This is a genomic window from Cypionkella sp. (genome assembly GCF_030652235.1).
Taxonomy (GTDB): Bacteria; Pseudomonadota; Alphaproteobacteria; order Rhodobacterales; family Rhodobacteraceae; genus Cypionkella.
The window spans coordinates 47887-67026 of sequence record NZ_JAUSBA010000066.1 but is presented as its reverse complement, the minus strand read 5'-3'; the positions used below and the strand labels follow the sequence as shown (position 1 = coordinate 67026).

General features: G+C 57.3%; 19 protein-coding genes, 1 tRNA gene and 1 pseudogene. 13 read left to right on the top strand and 8 right to left on the bottom strand.

Annotated features, from left to right (window positions below; all coding sequences use genetic code 11):
• Both Q7V03_RS21440 and Q7V03_RS21435 read right to left on the bottom strand, forming a co-directional pair.
• Positions 1-268 (bottom strand): annotated as a pseudogene (locus Q7V03_RS21440) (hypothetical protein); the annotation flags it as partial.
• Positions 265-648 (bottom strand): hypothetical protein, encoded by a 384-nt coding sequence (locus Q7V03_RS21435; protein WP_304927612.1) that lies wholly within the window; start codon positions 646-648, stop codon positions 265-267. The pseudogene Q7V03_RS21440 and the gene Q7V03_RS21435, both read right to left, overlap by 4 nt.
• A 329-nt stretch (positions 649-977) precedes the next feature.
• Between Q7V03_RS21435 and lepA the strand changes: the two genes are divergently transcribed.
• Entirely contained in the window at positions 978-2777 is a 1800-nt protein-coding gene (lepA, locus tag Q7V03_RS21430; protein WP_304927611.1) for a translation elongation factor 4, read from the top strand.
• 79 nt (positions 2778-2856) lie between these two features.
• Positions 2857-4434 carry a hypothetical protein gene (locus Q7V03_RS21425; protein WP_304927610.1) on the top strand — a complete coding sequence of 526 codons (1578 nt, stop codon included), beginning with the start codon at positions 2857-2859 and terminating at the stop codon, positions 4432-4434.
• Between the two features lie 104 nt (positions 4435-4538).
• Here Q7V03_RS21425 and Q7V03_RS21420 read toward each other — a convergent pair whose 3' ends face one another.
• Positions 4539-4751 (bottom strand): hypothetical protein, encoded by a 213-nt coding sequence (locus tag Q7V03_RS21420; protein ID WP_304927609.1) that lies wholly within the window; start codon positions 4749-4751, stop codon positions 4539-4541.
• A 127-nt stretch (positions 4752-4878) separates the two neighbouring features.
• Here Q7V03_RS21420 and Q7V03_RS21415 point away from each other — a divergent pair, with 127 nt between their 5' ends.
• Positions 4879-5175: a hypothetical protein gene (locus Q7V03_RS21415; RefSeq protein WP_304927608.1), complete on the top strand. Its 297-nt coding sequence runs from the start codon at positions 4879-4881 to the stop codon at positions 5173-5175.
• On the opposite strand, the gene Q7V03_RS21410 is transcribed toward Q7V03_RS21415, so the two are convergent.
• Positions 5153-5341 carry a hypothetical protein gene (locus tag Q7V03_RS21410; protein WP_304927607.1) on the bottom strand — a complete coding sequence of 63 codons (189 nt, stop codon included), beginning with the start codon at positions 5339-5341 and terminating at the stop codon, positions 5153-5155. The two genes, Q7V03_RS21415 and Q7V03_RS21410, sit on opposite strands and share 23 nt — an antisense overlap.
• 109 nt (positions 5342-5450) lie before the next feature.
• On the opposite strand from Q7V03_RS21410, the gene Q7V03_RS21405 reads away from it, so the two are divergent.
• Complete coding sequence (locus tag Q7V03_RS21405) at positions 5451-5768, top strand: antibiotic biosynthesis monooxygenase (RefSeq protein ID WP_304927606.1); 318 nt, start codon at positions 5451-5453, stop codon at positions 5766-5768.
• 5 nt (positions 5769-5773) lie between these two features.
• Here Q7V03_RS21405 and uvrB read toward each other — a convergent pair whose 3' ends face one another.
• Complete coding sequence (gene uvrB / locus Q7V03_RS21400) at positions 5774-7954, bottom strand: excinuclease ABC subunit UvrB (protein ID WP_304927605.1); 2181 nt, start codon at positions 7952-7954, stop codon at positions 5774-5776.
• A gap of 348 nt (positions 7955-8302) precedes the next feature.
• On the opposite strand from uvrB, the gene Q7V03_RS21395 reads away from it, so the two are divergent.
• From Q7V03_RS21395 to Q7V03_RS21380, 4 genes are all read left to right on the top strand, one after another.
• Complete coding sequence (locus Q7V03_RS21395) at positions 8303-8614, top strand: ETC complex I subunit (protein WP_304927604.1); 312 nt, start codon at positions 8303-8305, stop codon at positions 8612-8614.
• A gap of 69 nt (positions 8615-8683) precedes the next feature.
• Entirely contained in the window at positions 8684-10114 is a 1431-nt protein-coding gene (locus tag Q7V03_RS21390; protein WP_304927603.1) for a hypothetical protein, read from the top strand.
• Positions 10111-10575: a GNAT family N-acetyltransferase gene (locus tag Q7V03_RS21385; protein ID WP_370651186.1), complete on the top strand. Its 465-nt coding sequence runs from the start codon at positions 10111-10113 to the stop codon at positions 10573-10575. Before Q7V03_RS21390 ends, Q7V03_RS21385 begins: the two co-directional genes overlap by 4 nt.
• 166 nt (positions 10576-10741) lie before the next feature.
• A tRNA-Arg gene (locus Q7V03_RS21380) sits at positions 10742-10818 on the top strand.
• An 825-nt stretch (positions 10819-11643) separates the two neighbouring features.
• Here Q7V03_RS21380 and Q7V03_RS21375 read toward each other — a convergent pair.
• The 3 genes from Q7V03_RS21375 to Q7V03_RS21365 are packed head-to-tail and all read right to left on the bottom strand — an operon-like array spanning position 11644 to position 13847.
• Positions 11644-12441 carry a 3-methyl-2-oxobutanoate hydroxymethyltransferase gene (locus tag Q7V03_RS21375; RefSeq protein ID WP_304927602.1) on the bottom strand — a complete coding sequence of 266 codons (798 nt, stop codon included), beginning with the start codon at positions 12439-12441 and terminating at the stop codon, positions 11644-11646.
• The gene (locus tag Q7V03_RS21370) at positions 12441-12755 is read right to left on the bottom strand and encodes a MocE family 2Fe-2S type ferredoxin (protein ID WP_304927601.1); all 315 of its coding nucleotides are present in this window, start codon (positions 12753-12755) and stop codon (positions 12441-12443) included. The genes Q7V03_RS21375 and Q7V03_RS21370 overlap by 1 nt, the downstream gene beginning before the upstream one ends.
• 3 nt (positions 12756-12758) lie before the next feature.
• The gene (locus Q7V03_RS21365; RefSeq protein WP_304927600.1) at positions 12759-13847 is read right to left on the bottom strand and encodes a fatty acid desaturase family protein; all 1089 of its coding nucleotides are present in this window, start codon (positions 13845-13847) and stop codon (positions 12759-12761) included.
• Positions 13848-13985: 138 nt separating this feature from the next.
• Here Q7V03_RS21365 and Q7V03_RS21360 point away from each other — a divergent pair, with 138 nt between their 5' ends.
• The 5 genes from Q7V03_RS21360 (at position 13986) to Q7V03_RS21340 (ending at position 18964) form a co-directional block, all read left to right on the top strand.
• The gene (locus Q7V03_RS21360) at positions 13986-15011 is read left to right on the top strand and encodes a LacI family DNA-binding transcriptional regulator (protein ID WP_304927599.1); all 1026 of its coding nucleotides are present in this window, start codon (positions 13986-13988) and stop codon (positions 15009-15011) included.
• A gap of 185 nt (positions 15012-15196) precedes the next feature.
• Positions 15197-16003, top strand: a complete 807-nt coding sequence (locus tag Q7V03_RS21355) for a TIM barrel protein (RefSeq protein ID WP_304927598.1) — start codon at positions 15197-15199, stop codon at positions 16001-16003.
• Between the two features lie 80 nt (positions 16004-16083).
• On the top strand, positions 16084-17025 hold the full coding sequence (locus tag Q7V03_RS21350; protein WP_304927597.1) for a sugar ABC transporter substrate-binding protein: 942 nt from the start codon (positions 16084-16086) through the stop codon (positions 17023-17025).
• 110 nt (positions 17026-17135) lie between these two features.
• Positions 17136-18209, top strand: coding sequence for an ABC transporter permease (locus Q7V03_RS21345; RefSeq protein WP_304927596.1), 1074 nt, complete (start codon positions 17136-17138; stop codon positions 18207-18209).
• Entirely contained in the window at positions 18206-18964 is a 759-nt protein-coding gene (locus Q7V03_RS21340) for an ATP-binding cassette domain-containing protein (RefSeq protein WP_304927595.1), read from the top strand. The genes Q7V03_RS21345 and Q7V03_RS21340 overlap by 4 nt, the downstream gene beginning before the upstream one ends.
• Positions 18965-19140: the final 176 nt, after the last annotated feature.

The following is a 19140-nucleotide window of genomic DNA, read 5'->3' as shown; positions in this document are numbered from 1 at the left end:
CCGCAACGGAACGACCACCGCCTCCTGGGCTGCCGTCAGCCCTCGACGGGGAAACGATCCACTGGATCGTTTCCTGTTCCGTCTCGATCTGCAGATTGTGGGGTGTGGCGGACAGGTCCTGAACGCTGTCACGCCGCTTCCCCTTGCGCGCTGTCTCCTCGCTCACCCCGTAACGCAGCGCGAGAACCGCCGCGGGTGCGTCGCTCCCGGACATCCGCTGGCGAGTGCCGGGCGTCGTCGTCGCGTTCTTATGCCGTGAGATCATCATACCGCCTGCACCCCCTTGGCATCAGCCTGCAACCCGGCAATCAGATCACGAAGCGCAGACCTTGCGATGAACAGTGCCAGACGGCGGGGATCGATGCAATGTTCCAGGATGGAACAGTTAGGATTGCTCGGCGGGTCGCAGGTCGCGGATAGGCGGCCAGTCAATTCCTTTGGCAAAGTGGCAAGTTCGATGAGCAATCGAAAAAACTGCAGCCCATCTTGGGAGAAACCTCGCGAAGGGTCGTTGTTGGCAAAGAGGCCGCCAGCAAACTGACGCGCGAAATGGCGGCCCAGTAAGACCCGCCGACTGTATGTCGAAATCCACCCCAGCCTCTTCATCGCATTGTAACTGTTTATGCCGCTAGAGTTACAGGTAGGCATTCGGGGGCAATCCTGCTGCGTCAGACGAAATTATCATCATTTCGACCCACCATCACCCAGCTCGATCTCATCCACAACTTTTACATCGCTGCCCATATCGGCCTCGGCATATTCACCATTGCCAACCGTCTGATCCTCTTGGTCGACTGTCGCCATGCGAGACGTTAAGGCTCTACGCTTGCTTTGGTGGGTGAAAACCCTAACAAAAGATGAACAGGCATAGGCTAACCCCTTGAAATCCCACTCCCCACCCCCCTGTCCACACGTGGACACACCCCGCACGCCACAACCCCCTTCCCGCCCCCCCCAATCCAAGCTATATCGCGCGCATGACCCAGCTTGATCTCATCCGCAACTTCTCCATCGTGGCCCACATCGACCACGGTAAATCCACCCTCGCCGACCGGCTCATTCAGATGACCGGCACGGTGGCTGCGCGCGATATGAAGGCGCAGATGCTCGACAGCATGGATATCGAGCGTGAGCGCGGCATCACCATCAAGGCCAACACGGTGCGGATCGAATATCCGGCGAAGGATGGCAAAACCTACATCCTGAACCTGATCGACACCCCCGGCCACGTCGACTTTGCCTATGAAGTCTCCCGCTCGATGCGTGCGGTGGAAGGCTCCTTGCTGGTCGTCGATGCAAGCCAAGGGGTTGAAGCGCAAACCCTCGCCAACGTCTACCAAGCCTTGGATGCGGGCCATGAAATTGTCCCCGTCTTGAACAAGATCGACCTACCTGCAGCCGAGCCCGACCGCATCCGCCAACAGATCGAAGACGTGATCGGCCTTGATGCATCGGATGCGGTGCTGATCTCGGCCAAATCCGGCCTTGGCATCCCCGAGGTGCTGGAAGCCATCGTCACCCGCCTGCCCGCCCCCAAAGGCGACCGCGACGCACCCTTGAAAGCCATGCTGGTGGACAGTTGGTATGACGCCTATCTCGGCGTCGTCGTCATGGTCCGCGTCATGGATGGCGTGATGAAAAAGGGCGACCGCGTCCGGATGATGCAAACCAACGCCGTCTATGGCATCGACAAACTTTCGGTGCTCAAGCCGCAAATGGTCGATATTGATGAGTTGGGGCCGGGCGAAATCGGCATCTTCACCGCCAGCATCAAACAAGTCCGCGACACCCGCGTCGGCGATACCGTCACCCACGAACGCAAAGGCTGCGCGCAGGCGCTTCCGGGCTTCAAACCCGCACAACCCGTGGTGTTCTGCGGCCTGTTCCCGGTTGACGCTGCCGAATTCGAAGCTCTGCGCGACGCCATCGAGAAACTCTCGCTCAACGATGCCTCGTTTTCCACCGAAATGGAAACCTCCGCCGCGCTTGGCTTCGGTTTCCGCTGCGGCTTCCTTGGCCTGCTGCACCTCGAAGTCATCCGCGACCGCCTGGAACGCGAATATGACATCGACCTGATCACCACCGCCCCCTCGGTTGTCTTCAAACTCCACATGAAAGACGGCACCGTGCAAGACCTGCACAACCCCGCCGACATGCCCGACCTCACCTATATCGACCATATCGAGGAGCCCCGGATCAAGGCCACGATCATGGTCCCCGACGACTACCTCGGCGACGTGCTGAAGCTTTGCCAAGACCGCCGCGGCATCCAGATGGACCTGTCCTATGCCGGGTCGCGCGCCATGGTGGTCTACGATCTGCCGCTGGCCGAAGTGGTGTTCGATTTCTACGACCGCCTGAAATCGGTGACGCAGGGCTATGCCTCCTTTGACTATAGCATCTCGGAATATCGTGAAGATTTCCTTGTCAAAATGTCGATTCTTGTCAACGAAGAACCCGTCGACGCTTTGTCGATGATGGTCCACCGCGATCGGGCCGAGGCGCGCGGCCGCGCCATGGTTGAAAAACTGAAAGACCTGATCCCCCGCCATATGTTCAAAATCCCGATCCAAGCGGCGATTGGCGCCCGCGTGATCGCGCGCGAAACCCTGTCGGCCATGCGCAAAGACGTGACCGCCAAATGCTACGGCGGCGACCCCACCCGGAAGAAGAAACTGCGGGAGAAGCAGAAGGCCGGGAAAAAGCGGATGCGGCAGTTTGGCAAGGTGGAGATTCCGCAGGAAGCGTTTATCAGCGCACTAAAAATGGACAGCTAGGCTGTCCATTTTTAGAGAGAGTGTGGATATTCGGCGCTTGCGATGTGTGATAATTGCCAATCATGAGGGCTGATTTGAAATGACAACCATTCGTGATATTCATGAAGTATTGTTAAACTTCGAGAAACGAGCCGAAAATAAGCCGGATGAAATAATTTCGCAAACCTTTGTCGATGCTGCTCCATTGGTTGAGGTTATTTGCGCACCGCTCAACCAGATTATGTTTGGAAGACGAGGAACTGGAAAGACCCATGCCCTCAGATTTAGCTTGGCAAAAGCGCGTGAAAGTGGAGAAACAGCAGTCTATTTGGATTTGCGCACTATCGGGTCTAATGCGTCATTTTACTCAGATGAAGGAATTTCCCTTTACGAGAGGGGATTGTCAGTTGTAACAGATATTCTGGCGGCACTTCATGATGAGTTGCTACAGGTTGCAATTTCTAAAATATCGGTAGCGTTAAATCCAGAGCAAATAACTATTAGAATAGATGATTTTTCTACGGCAATTAGTGAGGTCCGTCTTTCGGGAACCCCTAAGATTGAAGAAATATCGAGGAGAAAATCGGAAAGCGATGCAGCTCTTGGGTTGAAGGCAGCTATAGCACTGACTGGTGCTGATGTCGGTTTACATCTGAATCTTGGAGCAAAGCGCAGTCAGGAGACTGAAACTAAAATTTCGCATGATGGATTCGTGAGGTCGATTGACTTTGGAAGAGTGCAGGTCGCTCTTTCTGGCTTGCTATCAATTCTTGGGGTACGGCGATTTTGGTTACTCATTGACGAATGGAGCGAATTGCCTCGTGAAGTTCAACCGTATTTGGCAGACCTTATTCGAAAAACGTTGCTTCCAACCAAGGGTATAGTTGTAAAAATTGCCGCGATCGAACAACGCAGTTCATTTATCGAACCGCGTGAAAATGGAAGATATATTGGTCTTGAGTTGGGTGCAGATATCGCCGCTGATCTTAACCTAGATGAATTTCTTGTGTTCGATTATGATGAGGATAAGGCGTTAACATTTTTTCGAGAATTAATTTATCGTAATTACATTGCTCTCGGTGGTGATACATCTGAAGTTAAGAATAGTGCTGCTCTGATTGGTCTATTATTCACTGAAAAACGCGCATTCGAAGAATTTGTGCGGGCAGTTGAAGGTGTTCCGCGCGATGCCCTGAATTTAGTTTCAAAGGCTGTTATGAAGTCATTTGGTCAGAAAATCGGAGTTGATGTAGTCCGGCGAGCGGCGCTGGACTGGTATCAAGCGGATAAAGTAAAAGTTCTATCTGGGTCATCCGACCTCCAAGCAGCACTGAATCATATTATTGATGAAGTAATTGGCTCACGAAAGGCGCGAGCATTTCTTTTTCCATCGAATGTACGGCATCGAGTTATAGAGCGACTTTATGATAGTCGAGTTTTGCATCTTCTTAAAAAAAATATATCCGCTCGCGATGAGCCAGGGAAACGTTACGACGCGTGGAAAATTGACTACGGATGTTACGTCGATTTAATTCGCACACAGAACGCCCCTCAAGGCCTGCTCCCGACGGACGATGGTTTCGTAGATGTTCCAGAAGATGACTATCGTTCTATACGGCGGGCTGTGCTATTGCCCGAGGACCTTGATGGTTATTTGAATGACGCTGGCAATGATTAAGTACTTATTTTGTCTAAGCTCCAGCCTGCCATAGAACTTCATGCTTGTGCATGCTTCTAATTACACGAAGGGCGGGCCAAATCGCCCGCCCCCTCACCTAACCCTCACTTATTCCGGCAACCCGGCACGTTCAGATCGCGGCAGAAATACCCGCCCGCGCCGCCGATCACGGCACCCGTCAGCGCACTGCCGCCGGTGGCCCCCGCGATGACCGCACCGCCGGCCGCACCCGCCAAGCCGCGCTCGGCGTCACTTGCCAAGCAGCCCGATAGCCCAAACGCCGCGATACCGACGAGGATGTAAGATTTGATGGTCATGGAAGCCTCCTATGAAATTGGCTGACACCCGCTAACGCGCCAGTCCCGCCTTCGTTCCCTCCATCCGCAACCCCGGCGAAACGCCGCCGTTAACCAAGGCTTAACCAAATCCGGCCAAACTGCAGGCATGAAAGCCCTCATCCCCCTGCTGATCCTCGCCGCTTGCGGCGCTCAAGCCGCCCCAGAATTCTTTAACGCCAAGCGGGTTGACCTGACCCGAGATGGCCACCAATACACAGTTTTCTATACCGAAAAGCGGGTCGAGGTGATCCGCCAAGGTTACGCCAAACGTGGCGAACACGACGACATCCGCGCCCAGATGATCGCCCTGATCCCCGAGGTCACAGGCTGCAAGCTGCGCGAATCCTCGCTTACCGGGGATTCCGGCGAAATGCGCGGCTCTATCCGTTGTTCGCACGCTTGATAATCAGCATGTAAAACGCGTAAGCCCCTGCCACCAAAAACAAAACACCCCAGCCTGGGCTGTCATAATAGAACTCCACCAGCCCCCAAAGCATCGGCAACACTGATGTGGCCCACCGTACCCATGCTTTGTTAAAGAACGGATCATTCTGGTCTAAGATCTTCATATCACACGCCTTTTATCACTAACCGCCACCATGCCGCGAAAACCCTTCGCTGCCAAGTCCCTTGCCCGACTCATCCGCACCCCCTAGCCTTGGAAAAAAGGAGCCCGCCATGCCCGAAATTTCCGCCAGCTTCCAAGGCCAGACCATCATCACCACCTTTGAGATGACCCCCGCCACAGCGCATGATTTGATGGAGAAACTGCAAGCCGCCTACGACGAATTTATCCGGCATCAACAAGGCTTTATCGGCGCGGGCCTGCATATGAACGATGCGATGACGCGGGTATGCAACTATTCAAAATGGCAGCGGCGCGAGGATTATCAGGCGATGCTGCGCAGCCCGGAAATGCGTGAGCGGAACCGTCTGATCAACACCCTCTGCAAAGGCTTCGAGCCGGTGATGTATGAGGTGATCGCGGCATTTTAGCCCAGTTACTTCCGCCGTCGCGCCTTACCGCCTCGCATGCCAGCCCGGCCCGCGGTTGATCGACCGGACATTTTCACGGCATCTTCTACGGCGTCCTCGACCACCGACTGCCGCGCCAAAGGATCATCTGCAATCGTCAGTTCCACCGCCTCCAACCGCCTCACCTCATCACGCATCCGTGCGGCTTCTTCAAACTCCAGATTCTCGGCAGCCTTGCGCATCGCCAAACGCAAAGCATCCAGATGGCTGGCGAGGTTATGCCCCAGCATCGGACGGCCAATTTTCGCCGTCACCCGCGCCTGATCGGTGTCGCCTTGGTAGATGCCCAGCAGCACATCCTCGACGTTTTTCTTGATCGTGGTGGGCGTGATCCCATGCAGCGTGTTATACGCCACCTGTTTTTCGCGCCGGCGCGTGGTCTCGCCAATCGCGCGCTCCATACTGCCCGTAATCCGGTCGGCATACATGATCACCCGACCATCCGAGTTGCGCGCCGCCCGGCCAATGGTCTGGATCAGGGAGGTTTCCGAGCGCAAGAAGCCTTCTTTGTCGGCGTCCAGAATCGCCACCAACCCACATTCCGGGATGTCCAAACCTTCGCGCAAAAGGTTGATCCCGACCAGGACGTCAAACGCGCCCAGCCGCAAATCCCGAAGGATTTCAATACGTTCAATGGTGTCTATGTCCGAATGCATGTAGCGAATGCGGATGCCTTGTTCGTGGAAGTATTCGGTCAGATCCTCGGCCATACGCTTGGTCAGCGTTGTGACCAGCACGCGCAGGCCCAGCAAAGCCACGCGCCGGATTTCGTCCAGCAGATCATCCACCTGCATGTCGACGGGGCGGATTTCGATCTGCGGATCGACCAGCCCGGTGGGGCGGATCACCTGTTCGACAAACACACCACCGGTCTGTTCCATCTCCCACTTCGCCGGGGTAGCGGAGACAAACACCGTTTGCGGCCGCATCGCATCCCATTCCTCAAACTTCAAGGGCCGATTGTCCATGCAGGACGGCAGGCGGAAGCCGTGCTCGGCCAGCGTCATCTTGCGCCGGAAGTCGCCCTTATACATGCCGCCGATTTGTGGCACAGACACATGGGATTCATCTGCAAAAACAATGGCATTGTCGGGGATAAACTCGAACAACGTCGGCGGCGGTTCGCCCGGAGCGCGCCCGGTCAGATAGCGTGAGTAGTTCTCAATGCCGTTGCAAACTCCGGTCGCCTCCAGCATTTCTAGATCAAACGAGCAGCGTTGTTCCAGCCGTTGCGCTTCCAGCAGTTTGCCTTGCGACACCATCAAATCCAGCGTCTGCCGCAGCTCTTTCTTAATGCCGATCACCGCCTGATTCATCGTCGGTCGCGGCGTTACATAGTGTGAATTGGCGTAGATGCGGATTTGCTTAAAATTGTCGGTTTTCGCCCCAGTCAGCGGATCAAATTCAATGATCGCCTCTAGCTCCTCGCCGAAAAATGAAAACCGCCACGCCCGATCTTCAAGGTGAGCCGGCCAAACCTCAACCGAATCACCGCGCACCCGGAAGCAACCGCGCTGAAACGCTTGATCGTTGCGCTTATAGGCTTGCGCCACCAACTCGCCCAACACCTGCCGCTGATCATAGCTTTGCCCGACCAGCAAATCTTGCGTCATCGCCGAATAGGTTTCCACCGAGCCGATGCCATAGATGCATGACACCGAGGCCACGATGATCACATCGTCACGCTCCAGCAGCGCGCGGGTGGCCGAGTGGCGCATCCGGTCGATCTGTTCGTTGATCTGCGATTCCTTCTCGATGAAGGTATCGGTGCGGGCGACGTAAGCTTCGGGCTGGTAGTAATCGTAGTAGGAAACGAAGTATTCCACTGCGTTGTCGGGAAAGAAGCCCTTGAATTCGCCGTATAATTGCGCGGCCAGCGTCTTGTTCGGGGCGAGTATAATCGCCGGGCGCTGGGTCTGTTCGATCACCTTCGCCATGGTGAAGGTCTTGCCAGTGCCTGTGGCGCCCAGCAAAACTTGATCATGCTCGCCCTCTAGAATGCCCTGTGTCAGTGCTGCAATCGCGGTTGGCTGGTCGCCTGCCGCTTCAAACGGGGTCTTCAATACAAAGCGCCGTCCGCCTTCCAGCTTGGGGCGTGTGAGCACCTCGGGGCGCTCGGACAGGGCATTGATGTTGTTATGGGGCACAGTGATTCCTTCCCGTGATTCCCTTCAGCGCCCAATGTATTCCGTTTTTGTTCACGGGGAAGGGGCTGGGAAAACAAAGGCATGTGAAAGCAGCCGTTAACCGACCTTTCGCTAAAGTGAATAAAGACAACGCAGTTTTAACGAAAATGCAGATCAAAGACGCACTTTATAGTTGTTCGGGGGCGAAACCTGCGGCAATCTATGCTTGCAAGCAGCAGACTTAGCTGTCGGTTGATCGCACCACCCACTCCACCCACACCCCTCGCGATCAGCCGACAGCGCCTTCCGGGCTTGCGTTTTCCCGTCAATTTCGGAATAAACCTTCCCAACACTCAGGGAGTTTTCATGATGCGCGCCCGCATTTATCAGCCCGCTAAAACCGCCATGCAATCTGGCACCGCAAAAACCACCGATTGGCTGCTGGAATTCGCCCCGGATTCTGCGCGTGAGGTTGATCCGCTGATGGGTTGGACCAGTTCTTCGGACACCCAGGCGCAGGTCAAACTGCGTTTTGAGTCGCGTGAGGCCGCCGAAGCCTATGCCACTGCAAACGCTATTGAATTTGACGTGACAGAGCCGCAAAAGCGCAAAGCGTTGATTCGTCAGCGCGGCTATGGTGAAAATTTCGCAACTGACCGTCGCGGTGTCTGGACGCATTAATGATTACCTCCGCCCAAGCTTAGGGAGCTTTTCGCCGGCTACATTTTCAACCAAAAGAAAGGTTTACCCATGCGTTATGCCGCTATTATTGCGCTTCCCCTCAGCCTCTGCGCCAGCCTTGCCTCGGCTGAAGCCACGCCGGAGGGGGCCGAAGCCCTGACCGCGACGTTGCAAACTTATCTTGGCGCGACCGAAGGCGTCGTCAGCGTCACGCCCAAAGAAGATTACTACGATGTCACCCTCGATTTCGCACCGCTGATCGCGAAGGCCCCTCCCGGGGTGAAAACCACCCTCTCCCCGATCGAATTCAGCCTGACCGATAATGGCGATGGCACTTGGGAAATGGAGCAAGATCAAGCGATTGATTTCACGATGTCTGTCCCCGGGACGGCCGATATCGTGGTGAACGTTGCCAACCTGCAAAGCACCGGCACCTTTGATGCCGCGCTGCAAAGCTTCACCTCCTCGGCCACCACCGCGACCGATATCTCGCTGACCGAGAAGATTACGGATGCCAATACCAAGACCGATTCCAATGTTGCCTACAGCGTCGCCAGCATGAAGTACGACAGCACCGCCGAAGAAGGCGCAGATGGCGGCGTCGACAGCAAGGCCACATACGAGGCGACCAGCCTGTCAGAAACCATGACCATCCCAGAAATGGGCGTGCCAATCACGTTGACGGCAGCAACCCAATCGGGAACCGCCGACATTACTGGCCTGCGCCCCGATGCCATGTATAAATTGCTGGCCTTCGCGGTCGCCAATCCTGATGCAACCGCCGCCGCTGCCCAACAAGCCACGCTGAAAGGCATCATCAAAGACGGTCTGCCGCTGTTTGCGCATCTTGGCAGCACCGGCACACTGAATGATGTCAAAGTGGAAACCCCGGTCGGTTTGGTCGGATTGACCGATCTTTCGTTTGAGATTGAGCTGAACGGCATCGTGGATGAAGGCCTGTTCCGCGAGGCGTTCACCATGGATGGCCTCAGCCTGCCAGCAGGCCTTGTGCCGGAATGGGCGGCGCAGCTGGTGCCGACATCGCTTAGCCTCGATTTCAAAGCCTCGCGCTTCAATCTGGCCGCTCCGGTGGCGATCTTGCTCGATACGGTCGATCTGGTGAACCCGAAACCGAATACGCCAGAGCAGGATCAAGCCTTGCTCGCCGCGCTGCTGCCCGATGGCGTCGTGGACATCACCCTCGCCCCTGGCTCTGTGACCTCGCCGCTTTACACGGTCACTTATGAGGGCCTGTTCAGCGCCGGCCCCGCCACACCCATGCCCGTCGGCAAAGCCACAGTCACTGCAACGGGTTTGACGGCGGTGGAACAAGCGCTCGCCGCGGGTCCGCCCGAGATGACCGGTCAGATCATTCCCGTATTGAAGATGGCTGAAAGCATGGCAAAACCCGGCGAAAATGGCGCGTTGGTGTGGGAACTTGAATCTACGGCAACGGGCGGCATGCTGGTCAACGGCACAAATATGATGGGCGGACAATGAGTATAACCATCGCCAAGGAAAGCCCGCTGAGCACAGATTTGGCCCTGCTGATGCAGCGCCATACCGCCGACATGCACGCCGATACTCCGCCCGAAAGCATCCATATGATGGATGCCTCGGAACTGGCGATACCAGCGGTGAATTTTTTCGTGCTGCGCGACGCGGGCAAACCCTTGGCGATGGGCGCTTTCAAGCGCATCGATGCGGGCCATGCCGAGATCAAATCCATGCATGTGCTGACCGAAGCACGGGGTAGGGGGCTGTCGCGTATCATGCTTGATCACCTCTTGGCCGAAGCCAAAGCCGCAGGCCTGAAACGCCTGTCCCTAGAGACTGGCGTGCAGCCCACCTTCGTTGCCGCCCGCGCGTTGTACGCCAAAGCTGGCTTTGAAGATTGCCCGCCTTTTGAGGGCTATAGCATTGATATGAACTCAGTTTACATGACGCGCAGCCTTGCTTAAGGGCCGATCCCGCCGCACATAGGCCAAACGCGGCTCTGCAGATCAACTGATTGCGCACGAACCCTCTAAGCCAAGCTCTCAGCCAGAAAACGGATGGAGTAACAACACACTAGGCATAGAGGTAAGCGTTGCGAACCATTTTCCGAACCGCTATCAAAGGAATCATGGTCCCGTAGCTCAACTGGATAGAGCACCTGACTTCTAATCAGGATGTTGGGCGTTCGAGTCGTCCCGGGATCACCAGTTCAGTCAGTCGTGTAAATGACGTTCGACATCTAAACACCGACTTTTCGACAAAAGTCGGTGTTTTGCCCCGATTGCGGCGGGACGTCAGAAATTGATGGGGATACGAGCGATACGCGTGTGCTTTGTGCTTGCGAGTTGCAAGTCCAACTTGCCTCAGACGCAGCCGAGTGGTTTCTGATCTCGCGTCAGGTCTCAGGGATCTGACGGTTAAGGTTTGGAGAATAGGCTGATTCCGAAACATGTCGGCTGCTTTATTCGAGCGGGCAAGGCGCGCGCAGCCAGCGTACTGATGCCGGGTTATTATTCTGCTCGCCTGTTTGATCAGGCAAGGCTGCGTTAACGCAATGCGACTTCCACATCCGTGCGCAGATAAACCGCACCAAAATCCGTTCCATTTGGGCCAAAGCGGGAAACCCGGGCCGCCGCCAGTCGCTTGCGGAGGACGTTTCGATGCAACCCGAACTCTGCAGAGATCGTGGTGGTGGGGAGGAAACGGCGGTGGAATGCCGCGATGTCCTCCTCGTGGGTGAAAATCAACCTCAATGCGCGAAACCGATCAGCAGGTGCAGGCAGTAGCTTAAATCACCCGGAAATCTGTCCAAGAGGGAAGTGTAGATCATGTATACTGCCAAACAACTGAAAAGGCTATATTTTAGGGCGGCCATGAGGGCTGAAAAAGAGATGCAGTCTGTCCACTTATAAGTCTCGGGTTGATGGTTCATGTTGTTGCGAAGTCGCCATCTTCCTGCCGAACAGCAAGACGCCCACCGTGTCACACGGTGGGCGTTTGCATTTTGGGCCGAGGCATCTCGCGTGGAAAGCCTAGTCCTGCGCCTCCAGCCACTCCCGAAACGCCGCCACCACGTCGGCGTCGCTGTCGACCATATACTGCGGCGCAGGATAGGCTCCGCCATGCACATCGCTGGCGAAAGCCGTCATCGCTGCAATCCGCAACTGCTGCAACCGCGCGTGTTCGCTGGCGAAATCGGCATAGCGCTTGGCATGGCGCGGCACATGGCCCGAGGTTTGCCCCAGCACATCATCGCTGAACAGATATTGCGCATGACCTGCAGGCCCTGCGCCCATCGAGATCAGGAACAGCCCGGTTTTGGCGGCAATCGCCTCGGTGATCGAATGTGGCACCACTTCGATCTCGACCGCAAACGCCCCCGCCGCCTCCAGCGCGCGGCACTGCTGATAGACCAGTTGCGCCGAGGCCAAGGTCTTGCCCACCGCCTTGAAACCGCCCGTCCAAGTGCGTTTCGACGGGATCAGCCCGACATGGCCGCAGACCGGCAGGCCATGATCCGCCATCGCCGTCACCGTCTGCAACGACCCCGAACAATAGAACCCATCCGCCCCCGCTTTGAACAGCGGAAACGCCCATTTCAGAAAATCCGCCGTATCGCCAATTTCATAGAAATTATCCCCCGGAAAGGCGAAAGCCGTGGGTGCTGCATCACGAAACTGCCGATCATGGATCATCGCAGGTGGGATCGACAGCAGTTCAACCCCGGCTTTTTCCGCAGCCTCAGCCTCCTCCAGAGTCTCCACCCGCAGCATGGCAAACGGGTGTTTGCCGCGCTGATCCAGCAAATCCTTAACCGTCAAACGTGCCATTAGGATACCTGAATGAAGACGCGCGCGCCCTCAACCTTCACCGGGTAGGTTTTCAGATTGATGCAGACCGGCGCACGTTTTGCTTCGCCCGTGCGGTAATCAAACTGGCCGTTGTGCTTGGGACATTCGATCACATAGTCCATCACCAACCCATCCGCCAAATGCACCTCTTCATGGGTGCATTTGCCCGCTGTGGCGTAAAACTTGCCATCCGGCGCGTGGTAAATCGCATAGGTCGCCCCGGCATGATCGAAACGGATCAGATCCTCCGCGTCAATGTCATCGGTGGCACAAGCGTCAATCCATTGGGTCATCATCTACTCCGCAGCAGTTGCGGCGGCACCAAGTGCGGCCAGGTGGAAATCTTCACGGTAAGGTTTGGCGGTGGCGGGCAGGCTGCGCTTCAGGAAGTAATCCTCAGAGGCCAGTTGCCGCCGCAGTGCAGGCCACATCTCGCCAAACGCCTGCGCAATCGAGGTATTCGGTGCGGGCAGGTCATGCTTGATCGCCGCGTGCAATCGGGGCAGGGCGTGATAGGGCACCATCGGGAACATGTGATGCTCTACATGGTAGTTCATGTTCCAATAGATGAAGCGGCTGACCGGGTTCATATAGACGGTGCGCGAGTTCAGCCGGTGGTCGATCACATTGTCGGCCAAGCCCCCATGCTGCAACAACCCGGTCATCACATGATGCCACGCGCCATAAAGCCGGGGCAGGCCGATCACCATCAGCGGCAGAATAGACCCCATCCCAAGCGCCAGTGCAATCGTCGCGCCATAAATCGCAGTTGAGATTCGCGCCACCCGCACCACTTTCGGCCATTCGCTTTCCGGCACAAAGGTCTTTTCGGTCGGATGCACGCCGACGAAGGCGTTGTACAGCATGCGCGGAAGAAACGCCGCCACATCCGGCAGCCCGAAGAACCCGGCGATCACTTTGGCAAACACCACCGGACGCATGATCGCAATCTCGGGGTCACGGCCAACGATATAGGTGTCGGTGTGATGGCGCGCGTGGCTCCAACGCCAGGTCGCCGAATTGCGCATGATCATGAAACTGGCGATTTCAAACACCACATTGTTCATCCATGGCGTCTTGAACGCGGTACCGTGACCACATTCATGCCAACGGCTGTCAGAAGCCGAGCCATACAGCACGCCGTAAGCGAGCCAAAACGGCGCACTATACCACGACGGCCACAGATAAATCCCGATGCCCGCGAAGGCGATCATCAGCCCATACAGCAGCAATGTATCCCGGATCGCAGGCGCATCGCTGCGCTGCATCAGCGCCTTCATCTCTTTGCGCGGCACCTCGGTGTGATACCACTCTGCCGCCGCAAGCCCGGTCGCAACCGCCCGCGCCCCATCCGGGCCCAGCAGTGAATAATCGCGCTTTGTCATAGAAGCCCTCCCTCTCCGACCAACTCTGCGTCTAGGATAGAAGATATATTCCATTTCTGCCAAGCCAGGCTCTGGCATTTCTCATCATATCTCGTCAGAATGGCCGCATTGGTGATGAAAACGCATCAGGGGGTCGCGATGAAACGTTTGGGCATGGCAGATTTGGCGCGCGCGGCGGGGGTTTCCGTCGCCACGGTCGACCGGGTGTTGAACGGACGCGAGCCTGTGCGCGAAGACACCCGCGCCCAGATCATCGCGGCGGCAGACCGCATTGGCCACCCCGCCGCCCGCCGCCTGTCACCCCGCCCGCTTGATCTGCGCGAAATTCGCTTTGGCGTGGTGTTGCACAAACAGGGGCAGGACTTCTACAAAGCCTTCGCCGAAGCGTTGCAACGTGCCGTCACCAGCGCCCCCGGTGTGCAGGGACGTCTGGTGCTGGAGTTTTCCAGCAGCCAAGCCCCCGGTGAAATGGCAAGCGCGCTGCGCGGCATGGCGGGCCGCTGTGATGTTCTCGCCGCCACCGCCGTGAACCACCCCGAGGTGACGGCGGCAGTCGAAGAGCTTTCCAGCAAAGGGCTCGCGGTGTTTTCCTTGCTGTCAGACTTTGCACAAGGCGCCCGCGCGGGCTATTTGGGGCTAAATAACCTAAAAGTGGGTCGCACCGCCGCTTGGTTCATGCACCAAACAGCTCGAAAACCCGGCGTGATGGCATTGTTTGTTGGTGGCCACCGCTGGCATGGCCATGAATTGCGCGAGACCGGATTTCGCGGTTACCTGCGCGAATGTGCGCCGCATCTGACGGTTCTGGACACGCTGGTTAACTTAGAGACTCGCCAGCTGACCTACGAGACCACCCTCAGCCTGCTGGCCCGCCAGCCCGATCTGCGTGGCATCTATGTCGCGGGCGGCGGGATGGAGGGCGCGATTGCCGCGCTGCGCGAGGCGCGCGCGCCGGGCGATGTAGCTTTGGTGGTCTCGGCGCTTACCCCTGAATCTCGGGCAGGTCTGGCCGAGGGGTTGATCACGCTGACGGTGGATACCCCGCTGGAAAAGCTTTGCCGCGATCTGATGCTGATCATGACCCGCGCCGCCACCGAAGGCCGAGGCCCCGGCGGTTTGCAGCATTTCCTGTCGCCCGATTTGCATGTGGCCGAGTCGGTCTAACCCACAGTGCGGACCCGATATTCTGGACACAATCAAAGTGTCGCGCGAAAATATCGTCAAAACACATCAGACTTCGCCCCCCTAAATAGAACCGATAGAAGAATTCTGACTTGAAATAGAATATCAATTCTACGACAGTGCGACAACTGGCCCAAAGAGGGGCCATGAGTCGAGGAATTCCCAGAATGCTGCCTTTCGCGCTGAACCACATGACCACCCCGAAACTGGGCTGGTTGGCCTTCCTTGATCTCGCACAGTCTTTGGGCTGCGTGGGTGTCGAATTCCGCAATGATTTCAAAACACCGCTGTTTGACGGTGCCGAGCCCGCCGAAGTGGGCGCTGCCGCCAAAGCGCGCGGCCTGCGCATCCTCGCGCTTGCCGAAGTGAAAATGTTCAACGATTGGTCCGATGTCAAACGCGCCGAGGCCGAAGCCCTGATGAAAATCGCCAAGGCTTGCGGCGCCGAAGCCATCAGCCTGATCCCACGCAATGACAACGTGGCGACCTCGCGTGCCGAAAGCCGCCAAGTCACCGAAACCGCCCTGCGCGCCCTGCTGCCGATGCTGCAATCCTACGGATTGAAAGCCATGGTCGAACCGCTGGGGTTTGAGGTGTGTAGCTTGCGCTACAAAGACATCCTCGCCGAAGTGATCGAAGCCGTCGGCGGTAAAGGCACCTATTTTATCGTACATGACACCTTCCACCACGCCCTTGCTGGCGGCGGTCCGATCTACCCGGACCTGACTGGGATCGTGCATGTCTCGGGCGTCAAGGACAGCATCTATGTGGGCGACATGCGCGACCCGCACCGGGTTCTGGTCGATGCCGATGACCTGTTGGGCAACGTCGCCCAGATCCGCGCCTTGCGTGCCGCAGGCTACACAGGTGCGATCAGCTACGAACCTTTCGCCGCATCAGTGCACGATCTGGCGGACCCCAAATCCGCGCTGACGGCATCTATCGAATTCATCCGCGCGGGCATAGCCGCCTGACGCGGCAGAATACCGCCCTTGGGAGAGGGCGGTCCGGCCAAAAACGGTGTGCCGGACACCGACTTGTGGAGGAGAGACACATGAAAAAGACCCTTTTGATCGCTGGTTTCGCGGCCCTGATGGGCACTTCGGCGATGGCAGATGGCATCGGCGTGTCGATGGCGCTGTTTGACGACAACTTCCTGACCGTTCTGCGCAACGGCATGGATGCCAAAGGCAAGGAACTCGGCGTTTCGCTGCAAATCGAAGATGCGCAGAACGATGTGGCCAAGCAACTCGACCAGATCAACAACTTCATCGCCTCGGGTGTGACCGCGATCATCGTCAACCCGGTCGACACTTCGGCCACCCAAGCGATGTCGGATGCGGCTGCCGCTGCCAATATCCCGCTGGTCTACGTCAACCGCCAGCCGATCAACGTCGATACCTTGCCGGATAACCAAGCTTTCGTCGCCTCGAACGAAGTCGATTCTGGCACCTTGGAAACCATCGAAGTTTGCGCGCAGTTGAAAGCCGCTGGCAAAGACAAAGCCAATGTCTATGTCATGATGGGCGAGCTTTCCAACCAAGCCGCCGTGCAGCGCACCGCTGACATCCATGATGTGATGGCCGCTGGCAAATGCGTCGTCGAGTTGACCATCATTGACGAGCAAACCGCCAACTGGAGCCGTGATCAGGCGCAAACCCTGATGACCAACTGGCTGTCCTCGGGCACCGCGTTTGATGGCGTGATTGCCAACAACGACGAGATGGCGATTGGCGCGATCCAAGCGATGAAAGCCGCCAATATCGACATGAAGTCGGTCGTGGTCGGCGGTGTCGATGCCACCCAAGACGCGCTGGCTGCGATGCAGGCGGGCGATCTTGATGTGACCGTGTTCCAAGACGCAGCAGGCCAAGGCGCTGGCGCTTTGGATGCGGCGATCAAGCTGAGCAAAGGCGAGGCTGTCGATCAGAAAGTCTACGTGCCGTTCCAACTGGTGACCCCAGCGAATGTCGCCGATTACGCTGCCAAGAACTGATCCCTAACGGGAAAGAAGGGCGGCGGTCAAACGCCGCCCTTCGTTTTACTCCGCGCCGGGAAACGCAGAGTTAAGACCGTTTTCATGTGAAATTTGGGGGAGAGAAGCCCATGGCAGAGCCTGCGCATGGCCTTGGTGGCCTGAAATACGATCCATCGAAGAAAGCCCGCCCGCAAGAGTTGAACGTGTTCATCGCGTTCGTGATCATCGTTGCGGCGTTTGAGATCCTCGGCCGCCTGATCATCGGTGAAAGCTTTCTGTTCAACACCCGCGAGGGCACCTCGGGCCTGTTCAACACCCAGCGCCTGTCGATCATCATTCTGCAAGTCGCCACCGTTGGCATCATTGCCATCGGCGTGACGCAAGTGATCATCACTGGCGGCATTGACCTGTCCTCCGGCTCTATCGTCGGGGCCACGGCCATGGTCGCGATGAGTTTTGCGCAGACCGCCCTCGTCAACGGCAACCCCAACCCGAAGGCGATCTTCGGCGATTGGGCAATGGATTTGCCGATCCTTATTCCCATCCTCGTCGGGTTGACCTGCGGCTTGATTGCGGGCCTGATCAACGGCGCACTGATCGCCTATACCAAAATCCCGCCCTTCATCGCCACGCTCGGCATGATGGTCTCGGCCCGAGGCTTTGCGCGCTGGTGGTCCACCGGCAACCCGATTTCCTTCCCCACCGAAAGCTACAACGCCATTGGTTCCGGGATGCGCCCGGTGTTCGTCTTCATCGCCTTGGCCGTGCTGTTCCATCTGATCATGACCTACACCAAATACGGCAAACATTCGTATGCCATTGGGTCCAATGAACAAGCCACCCGGATGTCAGGCATCAACGTCGACCGTCACAAGGTGCTGGTCTATATCATCGCTGGGATGCTGGCCTCTGTCGCTGCCATCGTGGTGTCGTCGAAAGGCCAGACCGCGCAGGCAAATATGGGGGTGATGTATGAACTTGATGCCATCGCTATGGCCGTCATTGGCGGGATTTCCCTGCAAGGCGGGCGCGGCTCGATCATCGGCACGGTGATCGGCGCGCTGATCTTCGGCGTGATCATCTCGGGCTTCACCTTCCTGAAACTCGATGCCTATTACCAAGAGATGGTGAAAGGCGCGATCATCGTCGGCGCGGTTGTGCTGGATCAATGGCGGCAAAAAAGCCGGGGGGCACGGGCATGAGCGAATTTATCCTGGAAACCCGTGGCCTGACCAAACGCTACGGCGGCGTGCACGCGCTGGAAGACGCCAATTTCAACCTGCGCCACGGCGAACATGTCGCGGTGGTCGGGGATAATGGTGCGGGCAAATCCACCTTCGTGCGCCAGATTACGGCGGTAGAGCAACGCAGCGCAGGCGACGTGATCTTCGACGGCCAACCGGTGCATTTCGCAGGCCCCCTGCAGGCCCGCGAGTCTGGCATTGAAACCGTGTTCCAAACCCTCGCCTTGGCCGATGATCTGGATGTGCCATCCAACCTGTTTCTGGGCCGCGAGTTGTTCAAGCTGAAACTGGGGCCCTTCTCCATCCTCGACCGCAAAGCGATGCGCGAGAAAACGCTCGAGGCTTTGAAGACGACGGCGGTTAAAATCCCCAACATTGACAACCCGATCCGCAACATGTCGGGCGGTCAGCGCCAATGCGTCTCCATCGCCCGCACGGCGGCGTTCGCCTCCAAACTGGTGATCATGGATGAACCCACGGCGGCGCTGGGTGTGCAGGAAACCGCACAGGTTGAAAACATCATCCGTGGGTTGAAAGCCCGCGGCGTGCCGCTGATCCTGGTGTCGCATAACCTGCGGCAAGTGTTTGATCTGGTGGACCGCATCGTGGTGTTCCGCCGTGGTCGGATTGTGGCAAGTCTGCGCCGCGATGAAACCGACGGCAACGATATCGTGTCCTACATCACTGGCGTCAAAGGCGGGGTTGAGGTGTAAACTCCAAACCCTGCCCGGATAGGGCAGGGCTATCCCTTACGCGAAAGCCCCCACCACTGGCGGCTTCGCAAAATCACCACGCAGCCCGTCACCCCGCCTGCCGCGATGATTATCCAGCGATACGGTGCATATGCCATGCTAACCTGCGGCGACAACCCGCAGCTTGCCTCTATCCA